Origin of the sequence: Vibrio sp. 99-70-13A1 (assembly GCF_013114625.1) — a bacterium.
Taxonomy (GTDB): Bacteria; Pseudomonadota; Gammaproteobacteria; order Enterobacterales; family Vibrionaceae; genus Vibrio.
The window spans coordinates 14,369-36,129 of the sequence record NZ_VTXD01000022.1 but is presented as its reverse complement, the minus strand read 5'-3'; the positions used below and the strand labels follow the sequence as shown (position 1 = coordinate 36,129).

At 40.0% G+C, this 21,761-nt stretch carries 22 protein-coding genes; 9 read left to right on the top strand and 13 right to left on the bottom strand.

Annotation, left to right across the window (positions count from 1 at the left end):
* Positions 1 to 133: 133 nt before the first annotated feature.
* The 7 genes from F0226_RS14285 to F0226_RS14255 form a co-directional block, all read right to left on the bottom strand.
* Complete coding sequence (locus tag F0226_RS14285) at positions 134 to 1,162, bottom strand: succinylglutamate desuccinylase (protein WP_171736271.1); 1,029 nt, start codon at positions 1,160 to 1,162, stop codon at positions 134 to 136.
* A gap of 236 nt (positions 1,163 to 1,398) precedes the next feature.
* Positions 1,399 to 3,195 (bottom strand): M3 family oligoendopeptidase, encoded by a 1,797-nt coding sequence (locus F0226_RS14280; protein WP_171736270.1) that lies wholly within the window; start codon positions 3,193 to 3,195, stop codon positions 1,399 to 1,401.
* Positions 3,196 to 3,342: 147 nt separating this feature from the next.
* Positions 3,343 to 3,954: a histidine phosphatase family protein gene (locus tag F0226_RS14275; protein ID WP_171736269.1), complete on the bottom strand. Its 612-nt coding sequence runs from the start codon at positions 3,952 to 3,954 to the stop codon at positions 3,343 to 3,345.
* A 109-nt stretch (positions 3,955 to 4,063) separates the two neighbouring features.
* Positions 4,064 to 4,606, bottom strand: coding sequence for a bifunctional adenosylcobinamide kinase/adenosylcobinamide-phosphate guanylyltransferase (gene cobU / locus F0226_RS14270; protein WP_253820833.1), 543 nt, complete (start codon positions 4,604 to 4,606; stop codon positions 4,064 to 4,066).
* Positions 4,607 to 4,618: 12 nt separating this feature from the next.
* On the bottom strand, positions 4,619 to 5,413 hold the full coding sequence (locus F0226_RS14265) for an adenosylcobinamide-GDP ribazoletransferase (protein ID WP_171736267.1): 795 nt from the start codon (positions 5,411 to 5,413) through the stop codon (positions 4,619 to 4,621).
* Complete coding sequence (cobT, locus tag F0226_RS14260; protein WP_171736266.1) at positions 5,413 to 6,543, bottom strand: nicotinate-nucleotide--dimethylbenzimidazole phosphoribosyltransferase; 1,131 nt, start codon at positions 6,541 to 6,543, stop codon at positions 5,413 to 5,415. The genes F0226_RS14265 and cobT overlap by 1 nt, the downstream gene beginning before the upstream one ends.
* A 52-nt stretch (positions 6,544 to 6,595) precedes the next feature.
* Positions 6,596 to 7,207, bottom strand: coding sequence for a flavin reductase family protein (locus F0226_RS14255; protein ID WP_171736265.1), 612 nt, complete (start codon positions 7,205 to 7,207; stop codon positions 6,596 to 6,598).
* Between the two features lie 239 nt (positions 7,208 to 7,446).
* Between F0226_RS14255 and F0226_RS14250 the strand changes: the two genes are divergently transcribed.
* Positions 7,447 to 8,145 (top strand): NAD-dependent epimerase/dehydratase family protein, encoded by a 699-nt coding sequence (locus tag F0226_RS14250; protein WP_171736264.1) that lies wholly within the window; start codon positions 7,447 to 7,449, stop codon positions 8,143 to 8,145.
* A 184-nt stretch (positions 8,146 to 8,329) separates the two neighbouring features.
* Positions 8,330 to 9,703, top strand: a complete 1,374-nt coding sequence (locus tag F0226_RS14245; protein WP_171736263.1) for an L-cystine transporter — start codon at positions 8,330 to 8,332, stop codon at positions 9,701 to 9,703.
* Between the two features lie 227 nt (positions 9,704 to 9,930).
* Here the strand turns inward: F0226_RS14245 and F0226_RS14240 are convergent, their stop codons facing one another.
* Both F0226_RS14240 and F0226_RS14235 read right to left on the bottom strand, forming a co-directional pair.
* Positions 9,931 to 10,323, bottom strand: coding sequence for a heme-binding protein (locus F0226_RS14240; RefSeq protein WP_171736262.1), 393 nt, complete (start codon positions 10,321 to 10,323; stop codon positions 9,931 to 9,933).
* A 49-nt stretch (positions 10,324 to 10,372) separates the two neighbouring features.
* Positions 10,373 to 11,365, bottom strand: a complete 993-nt coding sequence (locus F0226_RS14235; protein ID WP_171736261.1) for an aldo/keto reductase — start codon at positions 11,363 to 11,365, stop codon at positions 10,373 to 10,375.
* A gap of 186 nt (positions 11,366 to 11,551) precedes the next feature.
* Between F0226_RS14235 and F0226_RS14230 the strand changes: the two genes are divergently transcribed.
* A complete protein-coding gene (locus F0226_RS14230; RefSeq protein WP_171736260.1) occupies positions 11,552 to 12,433 on the top strand; it encodes a LysR family transcriptional regulator in 882 nt (293 codons plus the stop codon).
* Positions 12,434 to 12,645: 212 nt separating this feature from the next.
* Here the strand turns inward: F0226_RS14230 and F0226_RS14225 are convergent, their stop codons facing one another.
* The 3 genes from F0226_RS14225 to F0226_RS14215 are packed head-to-tail and all read right to left on the bottom strand — an operon-like array spanning position 12,646 to position 14,774.
* A complete protein-coding gene (locus F0226_RS14225) occupies positions 12,646 to 13,164 on the bottom strand; it encodes a DUF2058 domain-containing protein (protein WP_171736259.1) in 519 nt (172 codons plus the stop codon).
* Between the two features lie 34 nt (positions 13,165 to 13,198).
* Complete coding sequence (locus F0226_RS14220) at positions 13,199 to 14,311, bottom strand: GGDEF domain-containing protein (protein WP_171736258.1); 1,113 nt, start codon at positions 14,309 to 14,311, stop codon at positions 13,199 to 13,201.
* A complete protein-coding gene (locus tag F0226_RS14215; protein ID WP_171736257.1) occupies positions 14,304 to 14,774 on the bottom strand; it encodes an oxidoreductase in 471 nt (156 codons plus the stop codon). The genes F0226_RS14220 and F0226_RS14215 overlap by 8 nt, the downstream gene beginning before the upstream one ends.
* A gap of 253 nt (positions 14,775 to 15,027) precedes the next feature.
* Between F0226_RS14215 and F0226_RS14210 the strand changes: the two genes are divergently transcribed.
* The 3 genes from F0226_RS14210 to F0226_RS14200 all read left to right on the top strand — a co-directional run bounded on the left by F0226_RS14210 (position 15,028) and on the right by F0226_RS14200 (position 17,500).
* A complete protein-coding gene (locus F0226_RS14210) occupies positions 15,028 to 15,774 on the top strand; it encodes a helix-turn-helix transcriptional regulator (RefSeq protein ID WP_171736256.1) in 747 nt (248 codons plus the stop codon).
* A gap of 155 nt (positions 15,775 to 15,929) precedes the next feature.
* Entirely contained in the window at positions 15,930 to 16,157 is a 228-nt protein-coding gene (locus tag F0226_RS14205) for a hypothetical protein (protein ID WP_171736255.1), read from the top strand.
* A gap of 227 nt (positions 16,158 to 16,384) precedes the next feature.
* Positions 16,385 to 17,500, top strand: a complete 1,116-nt coding sequence (locus F0226_RS14200; RefSeq protein WP_253820832.1) for a DUF3187 family protein — start codon at positions 16,385 to 16,387, stop codon at positions 17,498 to 17,500.
* A gap of 51 nt (positions 17,501 to 17,551) precedes the next feature.
* Here the strand turns inward: F0226_RS14200 and F0226_RS14195 are convergent, their stop codons facing one another.
* Positions 17,552 to 18,295, bottom strand: coding sequence for a sporulation protein (locus tag F0226_RS14195; RefSeq protein ID WP_171736254.1), 744 nt, complete (start codon positions 18,293 to 18,295; stop codon positions 17,552 to 17,554).
* A 184-nt stretch (positions 18,296 to 18,479) separates the two neighbouring features.
* Between F0226_RS14195 and hutC the strand changes: the two genes are divergently transcribed.
* From hutC to hutG, 3 genes are all read left to right on the top strand, one after another.
* Positions 18,480 to 19,193, top strand: coding sequence for a histidine utilization repressor (gene hutC, locus F0226_RS14190; RefSeq protein ID WP_171736253.1), 714 nt, complete (start codon positions 18,480 to 18,482; stop codon positions 19,191 to 19,193).
* 114 nt (positions 19,194 to 19,307) lie between these two features.
* Positions 19,308 to 20,528: an imidazolonepropionase gene (gene hutI, locus F0226_RS14185; protein ID WP_171736252.1), complete on the top strand. Its 1,221-nt coding sequence runs from the start codon at positions 19,308 to 19,310 to the stop codon at positions 20,526 to 20,528.
* Complete coding sequence (gene hutG / locus F0226_RS14180; RefSeq protein WP_171736251.1) at positions 20,521 to 21,630, top strand: formimidoylglutamase; 1,110 nt, start codon at positions 20,521 to 20,523, stop codon at positions 21,628 to 21,630. Before hutI ends, hutG begins: the two co-directional genes overlap by 8 nt.
* Positions 21,631 to 21,761 lie beyond the last annotated feature (131 nt).

Here is a 21,761-nt window from a genome sequence, read left to right as displayed (position 1 = left end):
TATTTATACGCTTTAGTATAAGTAGGCTTCAACAGTGATAATAGTAATCTTTTTCGGTAGTGGTTGGCTTCGATAGTAAAACCAATATCCGCTATCAATTATCAATTACCAATTACCAATTACCAATTACCAATTAATCATAAACTAACTGGTCATGTTCGAAACGAGTTTCCACTTCGCACACCATTAGCGCAGCACGTTGACCAATCGCAACCTTACGATTTGGGAACACTACCGCTTCATTTTCATTTTTTGCCATTAAAGGCTTATCACCATCATGCCCAAACACTTCACCGTGCTTAAAGCTCGTAAAGTTTTCGACATCATCAGTAAACATGAAATCAAAATCGTCATGTAAACGAACAATCGTGCGGCTTACTCGGTAAGTAATCGTACGTTTAGGTAAATGCTCTGGCTCTATTTCAGAAACAAGGTTTCTCATTGCTAGATCAAAAGCAGTTAACTTATCCAGTTGGTTTTCACCAATACGAGCAACTTGCCCTAGTTCCATCGTCAGTGCCTGAGCTGCAAAGTTTTCAGCGCTATACCAACTAAAGGTACTTGATGGCGAGTTAGAAAGTAAAATCGCTTCTAAGTGTGCACTGTTAACAAATTCAACTAATGCCTTGCTACGCACTGCATGTCTAACTTTCGGGCTGACTGCAAACGAATAATGTTTAGATAAACGAATGGCACAATGTAAATCTAGATGCCAACGAGTCTCTACTTGAGTTCCTTCGTAGAAATCCGTTACAGACTTTTTAAGCCACTTGGCGATCTCAACTTCACGGTTAGACTCTCGTTCTTTTTCATCGAATAAACGGTTTAGGTTTACGTCTAAAAAACGAGTATGTGCATTAGTTGCTTCTGGGTGAGCAATGATAAATAAACAACGAGCTTCTACCGTTTGAAAACCCGTTTCAATATCTTCGATCAACTTATCAACCAGTTCCATTGGCGATGTTTCATCACCATGAACACCGCAAGAGAAGATTATATTTTTACTTTGATCGCTATAATCAGCAGGGGTTACTTCAAGTACACCTCGTTGGTGAAGCTTAAGTTCTACACCATTTGATAAAACGGTGCGTCCTGCTGGCATTTCCTGTTCAAGATCTAGGCTGTCAAAAAGAAATGATTGGCGAAAGAGAGATTTCGTCATGCGCTACTCCTTAATTGCACGGCCGTATGTTAATAAATTGTGCATACAAATATTGTTGCTAGGATCGCACTTATCAACAGAAATTAAATTATCACTCACAAATACCTATCCTTTGAACGAATATTGAACAGATAGATATTGCAGTAACTCATTCTGTTAACTCGTTGAGTTTTCATATAAATAAGAGCTACGTAACCTAACATAGCTCTCGGTATAGATGAACCGACTGAGATCAATTAATCGGGCTGGTTGAGTAGGCTTTCGAATTCATCGATTTGATTTTTAACCATATCGATACTCTGTTGCCAAAAATCACCTTGAGTAAGGTCCATTCCTAAGTGCTTTTCAACCACGTCTTCTGCCATCATGCTGCCAGTATCGCGAAGTAACGACACGTAATCACCATAGAACTGATCGCCTTTGGCTTCTCTTTGCGCATACACACCTTTACTAAATAAGTAGCCGAATAAGTATGGGTAGTTATAAAAGCTCACGCCTGAAATACTAAAGTGCAGCTTACTTGCCCAGAAGTAAGTATCAGCTTCTGTCATTGCTTCGCCATACCAATCTTTCCACGTTGTTTCCATCAAAGAACAAAGCTGCTCTGCGGTAAGCTCACCCTTTTCACGCTGTTCGTAGAAGGCTTTCTCAAATTCAAATCGAACTGGAATATTCACCATTAACGCTAATGAAGAAGAAAGTTCTTCCCACAGCATTTCTAGTTTTTCATTTTTCGTTTTCGCTTGTTTTAGCAAATAATCACGCACAATATTTTCAGCAAAGATTGACGCGGTTTCCGCGAGTGTCATTGGGTAGCGTGTTTGGCAAAGTGGCATATCACGCATAACCCAATTATGGAATGCATGACCTAGTTCATGCGCTAATGTCATCAAGTCAGAACGGCTGCCACTCCAAGTCATGAAGACAAGGGGTGTACGCGTTGCAGCAAATTTAGTGCAATAGGCACCTAAGCGCTTGTTCGAAGCTGGCGCAGCTTCAACCCAGCCGTTATCCACCATAAGCTGTACGAATTGCGCCATTTCTTCATCGACTTCCGCAAATGCCGTTTTGATCAGCTCAATCGCTTCCTCAAATGGGTAAACTTTTGCTTCTGCATCTCCTAATGGCGGCATTGCAGCTAAGTGATTCCACGGTTTCATTTCATCTAAACCATGCACTTGTGCCATTAGCTTTCCGGCTTTTTGCCCTACGCCACGGTTTGCCTTGGCAACTGTCATCATGCTATCTAGCGTTTCAGGGACGATACGGCTGCCGTGTAAGCTTGGCGCTAAAAAGTGAACGTCTTTTAAATTTGAACGTTTTTTATTTTCCGTTAGTCTCCAGCCAGCTAAAGCATTTAAGATTGAGGCAAAAGATTCTTGATGCGTTTGCATCGCACCTTGTATTGCTCGCCATGCACTTTCTTGTTTATCAAACTCACTGCCATAAAGAAGGCTTGCTGCTTGTGAGAAGCCAAGAACCTCGTCTTCTCCATCCAGTTTCAGTGACAATTTTAGCGAACCGGTTAAGTTATTGTATAAGCGTCCCCAGGCATCACGACCATCTACTTCCATAGCGGACAATAGTTGCTCTTCAACCACACTTAATCGGCTATCCGCTAATTTACGGCTGCTTTCAATTAAGAATGACTGCCCCGCTACATCTGGGCTGTCGTGGTCCAATACATCGCTAATAAATTCTGGCTGAGCGTGAATTAACGTGTCCTCGTATGGACTGAAAGCTTGAGACATTTCTGAATTCAATTTAGCAACACGGCCGAGCAAAGCTTTAGCTTCAGTATGAGTAGCGTCTACCGATGCGTAACAATTAGCAAATGTGTTAATGGTGCTTAGCAATGTGCCTGCTGCTTCTGAAGTTTGAATGGCATTTTGCATTGCGATAACCGTATCTCGCTTGTCGACATGCAGGTACATAAGCTCTATGCATTGCTGAATCAGTTCAATGTCTTGTTCAATTTTTGCATCGTCTAAATCACGATAAGCGATCGTTAAGTCCCAACTAGGAGCTGTCATTTGATAATTCCTTTTTACCGTTGTAGTTATATTAACAACGTTTAATCTGTGCTAATAACGTTCAACCGAGACTATGTTTCAATCAAAATGCGATTCAATCAAAAACACACCTCATCGCAGTGAAAGTATGCGAAACGAGCTAAACGCCTAAAGAAGCGCTAAACCAATAGATTTCACGCTAATAAAATCTTGGTCTGCGTGAGTAATTTTAATATGAGTTATCGATGCATTAGCAATCGATAAATTTGAATACCAACTGGGGTTTTTCCAATCAATATTCAGTGCATGAGCCAATAACGCTCGAATGACGCCACCATGCGTAACGAGTAATATATTGTCACCTGAGCTTTCTAAAACGTGCGACCAACCGCTAAGAACCCGTTCTCTAAATGAGTGTAAACTTTCCGCACCAGATAGCGCATGGTTTGCCGGATCTTGCCAAAACTGTTCGAGTTCATTCCATTGATGAGTTAAATCATCAAAAGGAATACCGTCTACGTCGCCAAAGTTCATTTCTTGAAATCTAGGGTCGCTGAACATGCTTACATTTGACTCTTTCGAATATAGAGTCGCCACATCGCAGCAACGCTTTAATGGAGAAGTAATAACGTGATCAAACTCGACAGGGTAAGCTTGTAATGCTCGTTTGATTTGTTGTTGTGTTTCAGTAGCAACCAACACGTCGGCAGAGCCATTCAGTGCAGGTTTCCCTTCCACCTTACCGTGCCTTACTAAATAAATATTCTTCGTCTTCAACATTCTGTCTTATTTTTTGACCTTGCTCAGCTGTATTTTTCCATCACGACTACCGCCTAACTGATGGTTTCACTTTAGTAATTTCAAGCCAATATCGCCAAGTTAATTAATTTCAAGACTTTAACTTCATCGGTAAACCAGCGGCAATAAAAGTGACATTACCTACGACTCTTGCAAGAGCTTGGTTCATTCTACCTGCATTATCAACAAACAAACGTGAGACCTTTCCCATTGGCACAATGCCTAAGCCTACTTCATTTGAAACCATGATAAATTGAGCATTGGATTGGTTAACACTTGAAACAAGGCGTTCAATTTCCAATTCAACTTGTTCATTCGTAGCTTCTTCACCTAGGTCATAAATGACATTGTTCAGCCACAATGTTAAGCAGTCCACCAGCACAACATCATAACGACCAAAGCCACTGAACAAGGCTTCTAAAGCTATAGGTTCTTCATGTTCAATCCAACGCTTATTTCTTCTTTGTTGGTGGTGCGCTATTCGCTCTTTCATTTCGTCATCAAAGCAAATAGCCGTTGCAACATAGTTAAGCCTCAGGTCATTTGAACTGTTCGCAAGTTCAATCGCTTTTTGCTCTGCAAAGCCTGACTTTCCAGACCTTGCTCCACCAAGAATAAGGTGATGGTTGTTCATTTGTGAATCCATTTAGTTAAACGCCGCAATGAAAAAGAGATAGATCAGTAACTCCATCAACTGCTGCCCTGCGCCCAAGCAATCACCAGTAAATCCACCTAAACGTGCTAACAACCATTTTTTGAATAAGTATCGAAAGATAAAGGCTAAAACCAGGAGAACTAAAGCGACTTCAAGACCAAACCAAAGCGCCGGAAAAATGCCAATAACCATTAGAAACACTAACTCACCAATAGTTTGCTTGCTTGCCAATGGCTTACTCTTACTGGTATCTAAGTCACTAACATAAGGCATGTCATAAATTAAAGAAGCCGCAACCGCCCTGCTAAGCCCATAGCTAACAACCAAAATGCAGAAAATTGATGTAATAGAAGCCAGCTCGTTCAACAGTAACCATTTGCCTAGTAAAACCATAACAAGAGCAGATGCACCATAAGTGCCAATTCGGCTGTCTTTCATTATGGTTAAGCGGCGTTCAAGCGTCATACCGCCACCAATGCCATCAGCCATATCGGCTAGACCATCTTCATGGAATGCGCCTGTGAGCATTAAACTAAAAACCATAGTGAGAAAAATACTGACAGTTGCGGGGAATATCAGTTCAAGCAAGGCATAACAAACACCACACAATGCACCAAGTAATAAGCCAACCAGAGAAAAATACCGACCAGCACGGTTCATTCTGTCTTCTGAATATGGCGTACTTGCTGGAATTGGGATTCGTGAGAAGAAACTCAACGCGAGTGCAAACAACTCCCATTGATATTTAATGCGCTGCGTTAATGTCAGGGTATTTACATCGATCATTAAACAGTGACTCCTGCACTTTCAAAACTCGCCATATGATTATAAAACTGAGCAGAAGCTTTAATGATTGGTAGAGCCAATGCTGCGCCAGTCCCTTCACCAAGGCGTAGCCCAAGATCCAGTAGTGGTTCAGCATTCAATTTCTGTAAAACAATTTTATGACCAGACTCTTCTGAACGATGTGCAAATATCATGTGTTCACGAGAATTTGGCTCAATAAGCGTTGCCACATAAGCTGCGACAGAAACAATAAATCCATCAACTAAGACTGGTGTTTTATGTTGATATGCTGAAAGAAAAGCTCCCACCATTTGTACAATTTCGAAACCGCCCACTTCAACCAATGCCTTATGCGGAGACAGTTTTTCGTTATTGGATAAAGATAACGAGTCCAAACAACGCGCCACACCTTTTGATACCAATTGAGTTTTCAACGCTAATTGTTCATCGCTGATACCTGTACCTAATCCAACACAGTGTTCAACCTCACTTCCTGATAAAGCCGCTAGAATGGCTGATGCACTACTGGTATTCCCGATCCCCATTTCACCAAACATGATCAAATTAGAACCTTGAGACACCTTTTTAGAAACAATCTGACCACCTAAAACCAAACCACGTTCTACTTGCTCATCTGACATTGCCGCTTCTTTGGCAAAATTAGCGGTGCGCGTACCTAAACGTTGAGTGACCAATATTGGAGTTTCCTTCTGTACCAACGCTTGTTCTACTGTTTTTTGATCTACAGGCTCTTGCTCTATAGGCGCTTTTTCTATGTGTGCTTTCTCTATGGGTAAAAGGATTCCGGTATCGACAACCGTTAAATCAATGTCATTTACCGCGCAAAAACAGTTAATTGCTGCTCCGCCATTTAAGAAATTTAGAACCATTTGCTGAGTAACTGCACTTGGTGCAATACTCACGCCTTCATCAGCAATACCATGGTCACCAGCAAAGATAATTAGGCTCGGCTTTCTAATTTCAATGGCTTTAACCGCTTGCTCTTTTCCTTGGCTTTGAATCAATGCCAATTGATGTGCGACTTGTTCTAATTGACCTAACGCCCCTAATGGCTTCGTTTTTTGGTCAATATGATTTTGGATATCTTGCGAGTATTTTGTGTTTAGCATAAAGGTTCTATTTATTGGGATTCTTAGGCGGTAATAATGAGTTAATGTACCGTTATTTGGGGCGAGCGACAGAAAACACGTTTGATAAAGTCGCGTATTCACCACCACCTAATCGAGATAATGGATCAAGCGCCAAAGCGTCAACTTTTAACCTTTCGCTATCTTGGTCTAGAACGTCATCAGAGATGTATACACACTCAACCTGAGCAAAAATAAGGCTCTGCGGTGTCGCTCCTAATTCCTTTACTTCAAACAAGCTACAACCAAAAGCAATACTGCATTCTTTTAGCCTTGGTAAGTCGAAACCTTCAAAATCGACAAGTTCAATACCATTGGTAGAAACCTCCGACTCGCCATGTTCAAGCGTTGCTGCTGTGGCAGTGACCGCTTCTGAAGAATGAGCAGACGCAATATGAACCACCATTTTTCCTGTTTCTAGCACATTTCGAGTTGTGTCTTTAATGTCACCGTTAGGCTTTTTCCCAACAGACAACATCAGTAATGGTGGGTTACTTGAAACAGGCGTGAAATAAGAAAATGGCGCGAGATTAAAATTTTCTGGAGAGGATTCAGTTAGAGCCCATGCAATAGGGCGAGGGACAATAGTTTGAGTCATTAAGTGATAAATTTGCGTTGGTGCAAGCGTATCAAATTTGATGTTCATAGCGCATCCTTGGTCTATGTTTAGCATTAATTAGAAAGCTCTGTATTCAACTACATAATTATTAATCGAGCTTAAACTCGAATTAGTTTACTCGCTATGCCAGTCTCTATCTATTATTAACTAATGATAATTCAATAAAAATAAACACTTAAACATCACAGACTGTTCTCAAACAAAGCACTACACTGGACAAGCGCATCATGTCCAAATTCACACATGACACAAGGTATTGATAATTAATGACCATCTCAGGTGACAACACTTCCGTAATCATTGCAGGAGCTTCAGGGCTAATTGGAGGTCAAGCTTTAAAGCTATTGGTCATGGAGCCGGCTATTTCTCATGTTTATGCGCTATCTCGCACGTCTCTTTTCGATAGTTCAATCGACCAAAGTAAATTAACCAATATCATTAATGCTGATTTACACATTAACCAGTGGGATGATGCTTTACCTCCTCCAAGACTTGGGCTGATCTGTTTAGGGACGACCTTAAAACAAGCAGGTTCAAAAGAAGCATTGAGAAAAGTTGACGTTGAGTTAGTCTGCGAAGTCGCGCAAACCATGAAACTACTTGGAGTTGAAAGAGTAGCCGTTGTGTCTAGCTATGGCGCTTCAACTCAATCGTATTCTCATTACTTACGTTGCAAAGGAAACATGGAACAGAACTTGATGAGAATGGGATTTAAACAAGTACTATTCATGAGACCAGGTCCTCTGGTCGGAGAAAGAAAACATAACCGAACCGATGAACAGTTTATTCAAAAATTGATGCCACTCTTCTCACCTTTCATGGTGGGGAAATTTAAGAACCTTCGTCCAATCGCGGCATACGATGTTGCTCAAGCCATGTTGTTTAAATTATTTGAAATTAATCACCACCCAATTGAGATGTGTGATTCGACGGAAATGCTTAATTTACTCTCAAAATATCGTTAATGTGCTCAGTTAACCATCAGGTTGGTGAATGCATAAACACTAACAAAATCAGATATTCCCATTCGTTCTATTAAATTACTTTTGCTTATTTTACGTTTTGTTACAGATCGCTATCTTAGCTAACAGTATCGCTGACCATATATAATTCAGCTCATTGATAATAAGTAATTCATAAGGACGTCAAATGTCATTTCCAGCTATCGCAGCCTTAGCGGTATTCATTGGTATTCTGTTCTTTCTCTACGGACAGCAGAAAAAAGAAAACACCCTTTCACGATTAGTACTACTTGGTTTAGTTTTTGGCAGCTCTTTTGGTCTTGGCTTGCAGCTGATATTCGGTGAAGGCAGCTCAGTAATAAAAGAAACTTTGGACTGGGTGAATGTGGTTGGCCGCGGTTACGTCGGTTTACTTAAAATGGTCATCATGCCGCTTGTACTTGTTTCAATGATTGCTGCGGTAGTTAAGTTAGAAAAAGGCGGATCATTAGGTAAGATTTCAGGTCTGACTATTTCAATCTTACTAGCAACAACTGCCATTTCTGCAATTGTCGGCATTATCGTGACACAAGCATTCGGGCTTTCAGCTGAAGGACTTGTTGAAGGGTCACGCGAAACCGCCCGTATTGCTGCACTTGAAAGCCGCATCGGAAAAGTATCTGACTTAACGATTCCTCAAATGCTGGTTAGCTTCATTCCAACCAACCCATTTGCAGATTTAACTGGCGCTCGCTCAACGTCAATCATTGCGGTTGTTATCTTTGGTGTGCTTACAGGTATTGCAGCACGTAAAGTGATGGCAGAGAAAGAAGAACTGGAATCACCAATTCGTACTTTTGTCGAAGCGGCTCAATCTATTGTAATGCGTTTAGTTAAGATGATTATGGCATTAACGCCTTACGGCATTGCTGCACTAATGGCTAAGGTTGTGGCAACTTCAAGTGCTTCAGATATCTTAAGTTTGCTTGGTTTCATCGTCGCATCTTACGTGGCTATTCTGCTGATGTTCGTTGTACACGGCGTATTGGTTTCTTTTGTTGGTGTGAACCCAAAGGAATACTTCCAAAAAATCTGGCCGGTTTTAACGTTCGCTTTCACATCGCGTAGTTCTGCAGCAACCATTCCACTGAATGTTGAAGCTCAAATTACCAAACTAAACGTGCCACCAGCTATCGCAAACCTTTCAGCTTCATTCGGTGCAACAATTGGTCAGAACGGTTGTGCGGGTATTTACCCTGCAATGCTAGCAGTAATGGTTGCTCCAACTGTGGGTATTGACCCAATGGACATCAACTTCATCCTATCTCTGATTGCAATTATTACCGTAAGCTCATTTGGTATTGCTGGTGTCGGTGGCGGCGCGACTTTCGCAGCACTTATCGTACTACCTGCTATGGGGCTTCCTGTGACTATCGCGGCGTTGCTTATCTCTATCGAGCCACTTATCGATATGGCACGTACCGCGCTTAACGTATCAGGAGCTATGACTGCAGGAACAATCACAAGCCGTATACTTGGTAAGAAAGAATCAGAAACTAAGCTTGAAGAAGCGAACGCTTAATTGCCTATTTTCTAATTGGTTTATATAGAGGATTAGCTAGACGCTATCTATCTATCTATCTATCTATCTATCTATCTATCTATCTATCTATCTTTCTATCTAGTCCATAAAAAACCGACGCTAATAGTGTCGGTTTTTTTATTAGATAGAACTTCAACTATCAATCAGTGACTCATTCTGTCTTTTGTCTTCTATCTTCTATCTTCTATCTAGAAAGTTAAGAACAATCAAAGGCAGCGAGCAATCACAGCGTTAGCAAGCTCTTCATCCTCTTGCTCACTTAAGCCACTGATACCAATCGCTCCAATTACCTGGTCACCCTTTTCAATAGGAATACCGCCTTTAAAACCAGTAATTCTAGAATCCGTCCAGTAGCTCATGTCCTTCCCTGTTTCTTTTGCCCAAGCTCCGAGATTACCACTTGGCTGCCTATCTCTTGCCGATGTATAAGCTTTGTTCTGAGCCAATAATCCGGCTTGAACGCTAACACCATCCATTTTAGAAAAACTAATCAGCTCACCATGAGTATCACAAATGCTCACTGCGATTGATTGGTTACGACTTTGGGCAATATCTAGTGCAGTATTCACTAAGTTTTGTGCAAGGTTTAAATTCAACATAAATAAATCCTATTTCAATGTGCTTTCTTCCATGAACTTTCAAACATCACTATGGCAACGCTTGCCCACGAGAATAAACGTAAAGGTTGTACCATTCTTCTCGGCTTAACTGCACTTGGGTAGCCTGTGAAGAAGCCTTGATTCTATCTAAATTGGTAGTGCCAATTATTGGCTGGATATTCGCGGGATGTCTTAACAAGAACGCCAGTACAATTGCTTCACTCGTTACGCCATATTGATCTGCAAGCTGCGTTACATAATGAGCCGTTTTACGTACATTTTCGTGTTCAGAATGATGACCCGATTCAGAAAAACGCCCTTGAGCCAAACATCCCCATGCTTGCAGTTGAATACCATTCATACGGCAATGTTCAATCGTTCCGGTTGGGAAGTCAGATTGGTGATAACCCTCGGTATTCACCATTACCCCTTCATCTAACCAATCTAATTTCGCTAAGCTCATCTCCATCTGATTCGCGACAATGGGTAACTCAAGTGCTGATTGCAGAAATTGGATTTGATGGCTATTCATATTCGACACACCAAAGTAGTCGACTTTTCCTTGCTTATGTATCGACTGCATTGTTTTAGCAAGCTCTTCTAGATCCATCAATGGATCAGGTCTATGCAGCAAAAGGACATCTAACTTCTCAGTATTCAAACGCTGCAAAATGCTATCAACTGACTCACTCACCCAATCTGATGAGAAGTCATAACGACCTACATTGCCTTCTCCTTCAAATCGAATACCACATTTTGATTGGATAAACATGTTGTCACGTAGCGAAGGGGTCTGTTTAAGTACAGATCCGAATGCTTGCTCAGCTTTGGTGAACGTATAAATATCAGCATGATCAAACAAGTTAATCCCTGACTCTAGTGCTAATTCAATAATTTCATTAGCTTGCTTAACATCCTCTTTTGAGGTTGGGTTTTGATTCCACCCTCCGCCTAAACCCATGCATCCATAGGCAATAGTACTGACGTTCGGAAGATAATTAGACAATGGTATGGCTTGGCTTGAAATGGATGTTTTGCTCATAATCGTTTCTCATTCATAAAGTTATGCTCATATCATATTGTTCTTTATAAGAAACTAAATAAGCTAGTTACGAATTGATTGTTCGCTATAATGAACAGACACAATAATAAGCCATGCCTGCTATTAACGTTTTGCACTTCAAATTTGATACTAAGAAACACTAGCCGAAGAAAGGTGAGAAGTAAGATGAATGAACACAAGCGGATAGAACGCTTAATGCTTTTTGTTGAACTCGCTCAACAGCTTAATTTCACTAAAGCAGCTCAAACATTGGGAATATCTAAAAGCTATTTATCTGAACAAGTAAAAAGGCTTGAAACTGAATTAAAATGCCCGCTGGTGGTTCGTACAACACGCAGTGTTCGCCTAACTCAAGAAGGCGAGCGTGCGCTTGCTCAGGGGCTAACAATTCGCAGCCAGGTACTTGACCTAGAACGCAGTGTGTCTGACGAACATGAAAAAGTCAGTGGCTTGCTTAGACTCACCGCAACTAAAATGTTCGCTGAAGTTTTTCTATTTGATATCTGTCAGCGTTTTAAGAAGCTCTATCCTGACATTTGTTTTGAAATCAACTCCAGCTACACCACGTTCAACCTCAATCAAGATGGTATTGATATCGCTTTCAGAGCCACTAATACACCACCGGAGAACATGGTGGCAACCAAACTTATTTCATACCAACATGATTTAGTGGCATCCCCAGCATACCTAGAAGAGTTTGGGATACCGAAGCAAGTATCTGATCTTCACAACCACCAATGCTTAGCAACTTTACATCAAAAACTATGGCCACTTTTGTCTGAAGACATCACCGTTTCCGGTTGGGTGGCGAGTAACGAAAACCATTTGCTCAAACAGCAAGCCTTAGCTGGGAATGGCATTATTCGTATCGCGAGTTATTACGTAGAAAAAGAAGTGATGAAAGGAGACTTAGAACTGGTACTTGCCAATGAGTGTATTGAAATGAATAACAGTGTGTATTTATTCCACCCGCAGATGATATATCCGGCTCAAAAACATAAAGTGTTCATTCAATTTGTTCGAGACTACTTTAAAGACCGCCAGTGATACAGGTGCATCCAGTAGGACCAAATGACTATTGGAAAAACGATTAATCCAGATACAAAAATGCAGCGGCTATTTATTCAATAGTCACTGCATTTTTAATACGCTTGTTTCAAGTTATTAGCACTGTCTAAGATGTTATTAGCACTATCTAAGATTTTGCTTAAAACGCTTATGACATGCTTTAGTATCTCAAAACTTTCTAATGAAAGGCATTACCACATTAGATCATCAGGGATGACGAAATCTTTATATGGATCATCTTCGTCTAGCACTTCTTCTGTAACCTGCGTATCCACTATTGACTCTTCATCACGCATCGCGATTTTGTTTGCGACACCAGTTGGGATAACGACATAGCCTTCACCTTCACGAGCAATACTTAAGATACCGCTGCTCAGTTGCTTTCGAGTCAACTCTTCAACATAAAGGTATTTAACGATCGTGCCATCGGTAAAGTTATATTTGATCTCACCGCTTTTAAGATCCAATTTGTTTAGCTGGATCAGCTGTTTCACTTGAGCTTTAATTTCTTTGCTCAATTGCTTGTCTTTTAGCTGCTGATTTAATTCTTTATCTTTCGCTTGCTGCGTCAGTTTTGTTTCTTCAGCTGCAGCTTTTGCTTCTCTTGCTTGTACACGAGACTTTTTAGAGCCTTTCTTTGCTTTCTTTAATTTTTTTTCATTTACTAAGCCAGCTTTTAGCATTTGCTCTTGTAGTGTTAACTTTGCCATGACCTTCCCAACTCAGGATTTAAAAACTGACGTATCATACCTGTTTTTTTCGCTGCTGTTTATCCTGCTTATTAGAAAACTTCATCTCGTACATTTTCATATCAGCGATGCCTAAAAGATCATCAATATCTTCAGCATCATTTGGGTAATGGGACACCCCGACACTGACGGCAAGCTGACTATGTTTAAAATAGTTATTTCCCTGTGAAGGAGCACGCACGTAATTAACCACGGTACTTTCTAAAGTCGCGTTACTAAAGGTTTGAACAATAGCGAACTCATCCCCACCAATTCGGAAAGCTTCACAGTTAGGAACGGTTATAGCATTTAAATACTTAGCAAAAGCGACAAGTACTTTATCCCCTTCTTGATGTCCAAATTTATCATTTATAGCCTTAAATCCATCCATATCAAGAAGATAAACTGTAAATTTACCTTGTTCTAGTTTTAATTTATCTATCGCCTCAAACAAAGCAAGTCGATTACCCAATGAAGTTAATGAGTCAGATAGGGCGATATATTTATGATGACGAGCTTCCAAATAGAAAGTGCCACTAATCAGGCAAATACAAAAAACAAAGCCAATTAAGAATATCCATTGTAATGATTCAAGATAGTTTGCTTTTCGCTGTTGCTCTTGATAAAGCGGACTTGCCACCCTAAAGTTGCGATTTACAAAATCAATCATACTGACATACAGCTCATTGACTGCTCTGTTGAAGGTTTCCCCTTTCTCAACATCTAAGTCAGTTACTTCCTTGAGTAGTGGTTCAAGAGCTTTGTAATCTTCAAACAAACGTGAGAAGAAGAGTTTGGTTTGATTATTTGAAAGGAAATTATCCGCTTCCTTACTGTCTAAAACTAAATCAAATCGACTCCATGCTAAATCATACTTTAACCAGACTTTTTTCATATGCTGATCACCATCACCAATATGGTTAGACTCAGCCACTAACTCCGAAAGTTCTTTCGTTAATTGGAATAAAAACCATGTCGCTTGGTTCTGATGATCAGAGTAAGATTTCGCTAGGTTGCGAGTCTCTCTCATTAAAGAAAGATCAGCAAATAACAACGCACATGAAATTATCAACAAAAGAAATTTTGCTATTCGTAAGAAAGGTTGAATTATTTTAAATTTATTATTCATCGCCTATCAGTTCAATTTTCTCTATTTGCCATACCATTTGAGCATGGTAACTAGCGATATTTATTTCAGGGAATTGGCTTAAAGAGTAAATCAGCCAGTACGGTCCTTTGTATCTCACAGGCATTTCTTTTCCATCTTTCAGAAATGCAATTATGGGTTGATATTGTTCAATATCTGACTTCAGTATATCAACTGAGTAATCATTCAAACCACGCACTGTAATGACATCAGGAAGCTCAATATTCAAAGAGTTGAACAAATCAGAAACAGTGATACCTGTAAATTTAGCTTCACCCTTTAGCCAAGGTAGATTCGTAGTGTAAGAAGTCATGGGCATACTTTGGAGATCTTTCATTTCCAATGTGATCGGTGCTTGTTGATTATTTCCCAAAGTTATTTGCAAAGGCTCAGCCTGAGCAAAAGGTAGTAATACGAAAGCAAATATAAAAACCAAAAGCTTCATTTTAGAGTCCTCAAATTATCTGCTTCCTTAAGTAACAATAGTATAAATAACATTGTTCGCTTCGTTAAATGAATATTACCCTTTAAGCATTTATGGTCATTAAACATTGATCCAGCTTTCACTTTAAAGGTAGAAACTAGCAGTGCTTCTCAAACTTTTGCTTTGTCATCCACATCAAAAGTTTTATTTTATTCAGTTACTTGTTATTTTCTATTGATGAGACTAATGAATTTTAATAAAAAATAGAGTTGATATGCAGGGTACACAATTTGTCATTAAAGAACTGAAGAAACAGCTCAAGCTACATGAAATTCAATATCAAGACATTGCTGTTCAATTGGACTTAAGTGAAGGTTCAGTAAAACGCTTACTGGCAGATGGCAGTAATATTAGCTTGGCTAGGCTTAATAAAATTTGCGAGCTAATGAGGTTTGATTTAGCAGAATTGTTTAGGCTCGCTTCTCGCTCGACAACAGGGCTACAAACACTCACCTTCAAGCAAGAACAAAACATCGTTAACGATAAATTATTACTCATGGTTGCAGTCTGTGTGCTCAATGGGTTTAAGTTCAATGAAATAATGGATCGCTACGATGTAAATAAAAACGTTCTAATCCAAAAACTTGCAGAGCTTGATCGCCTTCGAATAATTGAGTTAATGCCGGATAACCGCATTCGATTATTACTCTCGCCGACTTTTGACTGGATTGCAGGTGGACCAATTCAAACTTTCTTCCTTAAAGAAGTGTTACCTCAATTTTTTAATAGTCACTTTGCTCGCCAAGATGAAAAGTTAGTTATGGCAACTGGGCTTATGTCACCCCATACCAATCAGAAGTTTCAGAAGAAAGTGCAAAAGCTAATTGATGATTTCCATGAAGAGTGCCAAGACGACTCTAAGCTAGATATGAAAGACAGAAATGGGACTTCGATTGTGATTGCTTTGAGGCGATGGCATTTTGATATGTTCGATACTGTTGGTTCTATCAACGTTAAGTAACACCATATGCGACTTCAAGTTTCAACATTATAAACTTGAATACCTAAGCTTTTATTATATTAAATACAAATGCATTGTTACCTCACAGGCAGAGGAGATGCATTCTAAATACTTTCTCTCCTTTGAATAAATTACATAGGTAAAAGGAAGAAACCATGAACATTTTTAGTAAGTTATTATTAGCAACTCTCGCATTGACCTCTACTGTTGGATGTACAAGTACACGATATGCTTCAAACTTGATGGTTGCCTCACCGATCAAAAGCATTAACTTAGCCCCTACCATCAACACCCTTACTAATGTAACTAAAGCGCTGACTCCAGTGATTCTCACTTTGGCGCAACCTGTCGTTATTTCACCTAAGATTGTCCTTTCTAATTAACTTTGGTAGGCAACCACTACACGGATTAGATAGCTTTTCACTTCTGGAAAGCTGTCTACCAGTTAAACTTTTCCCATAGCCACACCTCAACTCTTCTTTCCATAAATTCTCTATTTTCATCTCACTTATAAATCTATTAACAAACGGTGTAAGCAATTAATTAGATATCTATCACTTATCTAACTAGACTTTTCGTATTAGTAATTATGCTTTGCATGGAGGCTAGTATGAGAAAAGTCGTTGAGTTGGACTACGAGTTGGTTATTCTTTCTATACGTAAAATGACATTTCACATCACTTATATTCTCTTGGCGGCACTGTTCTTCTTTTACACAAAACAAAGCTTTGCGGTTGATGCACAGCCGCCTTCAGAGTTACATATAGCACCAAAATCTCATGTAGAACCAAAGTATCATGTAGAACCAAAACCACATGTGACGCCAAATTTTGGTCCATTGCTCAGCTATGCTCAAGCTCCTATTCAAACCAACAGTCTAACGCCCCAGCTGCGTTCCGGTTACTCAATGGAAGATGGTTCAACAGAAGCTTATGCCGCTTTAACAGCAGCCAGCATTTGGATAAAAACGCGCGAATATCGAGCGGATTACTATCAAAATCAACTTTTTATCGGAACAAAATGGCAAGCAACGCCTCAATTCCAACTAGACCTTCATTATCGTTGGAACTACGCCTCAAATAATTATTTAGATGGACCAATTGAAGGGTTCCACGACTTTTTTAGTATCCAACACAATGGTCGAGATAAAGTCGATGATCACCAGTTCAATATTGCTGTACCAAAGTACAACATCAGGGTTGATGACTTTGAAGGAGATACGATAAGTAGTGCGTTTACCCTTTACGCGCAGTACCAACTTATAGCAGCTGAACATCATGGATTATCTATAGGCTCGTCAATTTTTTATAACCGAGTTGCGAATGGAGCATTTGAAGGTCACCAATTGGAGCAATCACTTCAATTTAACTATGAATTCAGAGTGACTGACCATAATTTTTTCACCAATGTAGGGGTCATTTATCAGTACGAGGCACAAACCATTGGTGACTTACCACATAACACTTTGAGGTTTTCTTGGGCGGGAGGATACCAGTTTGAGTTTATAGAAAATCACGAGCTTCACCTTGAATATCGCTTATATGAAGGCGCTGAAAATGGGATTTCTGACCTATCTTTTGCTGTGCACGAAATACTGGCGGGTTACCGATATACAATGAAAAATTCGGCAATTGAGTTGTTGTTTGTAGAGAATGTCGTGAATATGGATAACTCTACAGACATTGCTTTTCAAATAGGATATCGATACCAATTTCGAAATGACTGAATAAAAGAATGAGAGAGCTGGAGCCAGCCCTCTTAGCTAGCTATGACAAGATTAAACGCTAAGCACTCTTGAAACTGCATTGCGAATATCAGAGTCTGAAGCGTTAACAGGTAAGCTAAATGAAATATATTGATCACCACGGAAGCTCATTGAACGATCAATTTCAGCAAGACAGTTAATCACTGCCCCTTCCACAATAAACGAAAGCTCAATCTCTTTTGTGTTAACGAAGCCACCTGAACGGAATTCGATTTCTTGATAACAACCAGAGCGTGAAGCAAAAGTATTGCCATTAAGGAAACCTTTCTCAACATCCGCTTTTACCATCGACATACCAGAAGCTTCAATCGCTTGAATGATTTTCGCTACAGCAGGTAAAGGTTTTACGACAACAAAATCGCGATCTTTCGGATCAATCGCGAAATCAATGTCTAACGTTGTTTCTACCCATACATGGCTTTGATTCTTTGATGCATTTAGAGCAGTTACTGGTGTTTCATCATTAAGCAACATTCTAAATGGAACTTGCTTTGTTTCACCCGGTTGAATAACAAATGCGTCTACCGCTTGAATTCGTCCAAGCGAAAAATTTTCATAGCTAGTGCTGTCTTCTGTTTCCACTTTTACTTCAGTATTAAGGACGATGTTAATCGCATCAATCTGCTGCTCTACATCACCACCAACAATATTAACGGTCCCAGACAATTCACCGCCTTGGAATACTTCAATACTGTCTAACACAGTGTCTACTTTCGCTGCACCAATACCCAATGACGCTTTCAGTTTGTTAAGCATAACTTTTCCTTTCTAATTCTATGTTTTTCATAACACTTTTATTCGCTACAAAATATCCTTACTCATTCACTCTTCGCAAGTCATTTACAACATTTATAAGAGCAGGCGTAACATTAACAGTGAAAATATTGTAATTAATAATGAATCAGTTACTCTAATTGTATAGTCAATTAGGCGTTAACTTATGACAAATAAACCGTTATACCTACAAATCAAATCCTATATAGACACTAAAATTGAGAGTGGTCACTGGCCTGTTGGGCATAAAATCACAACCGAACTAGAGCTTACTGAGCAGTTTAATGTAAGTAGGATGACGGTAAATAAAGCCATTCGTGATTTAGTTAGCGAAGGGAAATTGATAAGAAAACCAAGATTAGGAACTTTTGTTTGCTCGCCGTCGGAAAAAGCAGAGTCCCCTCTTCTCGACATTAATAACATATCTCAAGAAGTCGCGGCTCGCGGTCAGGCATATAAAAATACAGTGATTAATCAGACACAGACACATGCTGATGAAACTACGGCAACACGCCTAGGCATCATGCTGAATTCCAAAGTGTTTTATAGTGAAATAATTCACTATGCTGATGATAAGCCTATACAGCTAGAGGTGCGCTGGGTAAACATCCATTCAGTTCCCGACTATTTAACACAAGATTTTTCCAAGAAAACACCCAATCAGTATCTCTCAGAAACTTGCCCTTTAACGGCAATTGAACATACAGTTGAGGCAATTATTCCGGATGCGAAGGTTAAAGAATCCTTACAGTTATCCAGTACAGAGCCATGCTTACTGTTGAACAGAAGAACGTGGAGTAAAGATCGCTTAATTAGCTTTGCATTACTCTATCACCCGGGGTCTAAATACAAATTAAGCTCTAAAGTATTGTTCGATTAAAGCATTTCATTCTATTTATTGATCACATATTCGTAACATCAACTTGATCCAAACTCGTTTTTAACCTATTTATTTGTATATACATTTAAACAATCCAAATACTTTAGGTTAAAAATGAATTTGATACTTAAAAATGCACGCATAGTTTCAATGTCCAAAGGCGCTGAAGGATACCTTCCTTCTCAACCAATGACTCTTGTTATAAGTTCTGGAAAAATTGAATCTATCTCTAGCCGTGCAGATGTATCAATTCCCAACCTTTATGCTGAATATCCCACGATTGATTGCCAAAATAGAGTGCTTACACCTGGCTTAATTGACTGTCATACGCATCTTGTTTTTGCTGGCAATCGAGCAAATGAATTTGAAATGCGTCTTAACGGCGTGCCTTATCAAACTATTGCTAAACAAGGTGGCGGTATTATTTCAACCGTAAAGGCAACTCGAAAAGCCTCTGAGAGTGAGTTAATAGAACTTGCCTTACCGAGATTAGAAGGTTTAATTCGAAGTGGTGTCACCAGCGTTGAAGTAAAATCTGGTTATGGGCTGACACTTAATGATGAACTCAAAATGCTTAGGGCTGCTAAGGCATTAGAAGATCACAAGCGTATTAAAGTGAGCACAACTTTACTTGCCGCTCATGCCCTACCACCTGAATATGCAGGCAAGCCCGATAAATATATCGACTATGTTTGCCAAGAAATCATTCCTACGGCAGCTCAAGAAAACCTTGCCGATTCAGTCGACGTTTTTTGTGAATCCATTGGCTTTAATTTAGAACAAACCGAAAAAGTCTTTTGTGCCGCTAAAGCCAATGGTCTTGCCATTAAAGGACACACTGAGCAGCTTTCTAACTTAGGTGGTAGTGCATTAGCAGCAAGCTATAACGCACTGTCCGTCGACCATATTGAGTATCTTGATAGTGTTGGTGTCAATGCGCTTGCAAACAGTAATACCGTTGCAACTTTGCTACCCGGTGCTTTTTACTTTTTGCGTGAAACTCAACTACCTCCAATTCAATTACTCCGTGAAAAAGATATTCCCATGGCGATCGCCACTGACTTTAACCCTGGAACGTCCCCGTTCGCCGACCTGACTTTGATGATGAATATGGGCTGCACTTTATTTGGTCTCACCCCTGAAGAAGCACTTCGTGGAGTCACATGCCATGCAGCACAAGCAATTGGTCACGCCCAAACTAGAGGGTGTTTAGAAGTAGGAATGGAGGCTGATATTTCGATTTGGGATATCGAACACCCTGCCGATTTAAGCTATCAAGTAGGCGTTCCAAGGCTCTTCCAACGTATTGTTAATGGGGCGATTTGTCATGACTGATTCAATTCATAAGCATTTGGCAAAAATAGATTTACCTTCAACAAATCACTCTTTCATTTGGCAAGGTCGCCATGATGAAGAAGATGGTGATAAAGGTACCCGTCTTCACCACATAACCAAGGTCACGTGTGTATCTCAACTTACTAAGAATGAAAGCTGCCAGACTAGTGAGGCGGTTTCTATTGTTGGCTTTGCAAGCGATGCTGGAGTAGCCAGAAACAAAGGAAGAATTGGAGCAAAACAAGCGCCTAATTTAATACGTCAAGCTTTAGCGAATATGGCTTGGCATCAACACTCGCCAATTTTTGATTTGGGTGACATAGAATGTGAAGAAGATGAGCTTGAGTCTAGCCAAGAGCAATGTGCCAATGTGATTGCCCATGCGCTTGAAAAAACTAAAGTCATTACACTCGGTGGTGGGCATGAAGTTGCTTGGGCTTCCTTCCAAGGTCTTGCTCAGTTTATTCTTAATCAACAGGAGCCTATTGATAAACATGCTTCTCTGAGTATACATAGCCCTCTAACTCAACATAGTTCGCAAGAAATGACTCAACCGAAGGTTGGCATCATTAACTTTGATGCTCATTTTGACCTAAGAGCTTTTGAAAGTGATATCGCTCAAGTTAAGCCGAGCTCAGGTACTCCATTTAACCAAATTCAGCATTTCTGTCAGCAGCATGGCTGGCCATTTCACTATGCGTGCTTGGGAGTAAGCCGAGCCAGCAACACTGCCGCATTATTCGAAAAAGCCGATGACTTAGGTGTGTGGTATGTAGAGGATAATGAATTATCACACTCTAATACCACTAAGCATTTAGCTGAGCTAGAACGCTTCATTGGTGAATGCGACATTATCTACCTAACCATTGATTTAGATGTGTTTCCTGCGGCAACAGCCCCGGGAGTCAGCGCACCAGCTGCTAGAGGGGTCAGTTACGATAGCATCGCTCCCCTATTTACTCGGATATTGCAGGAAAAATCAAAACTCCTGATCGCTGATATCGCCGAATACAATCCAAATTTCGACATTGATGGGCAAACCGCACGTTTAGCTGCTCGTCTATGTTGGGATATCGTCAATGCCATGCAAAACAAGCAATAAAATCGATAAAATCATTAAGGCTAATAAGACCTACAAGTTTCATTACTTATAAAACGATCATTAATGCATCGTTAATTCATCATTTATAAAAATAACAACATAATCCAATACGTGAAAAATAAGGAGTTTCA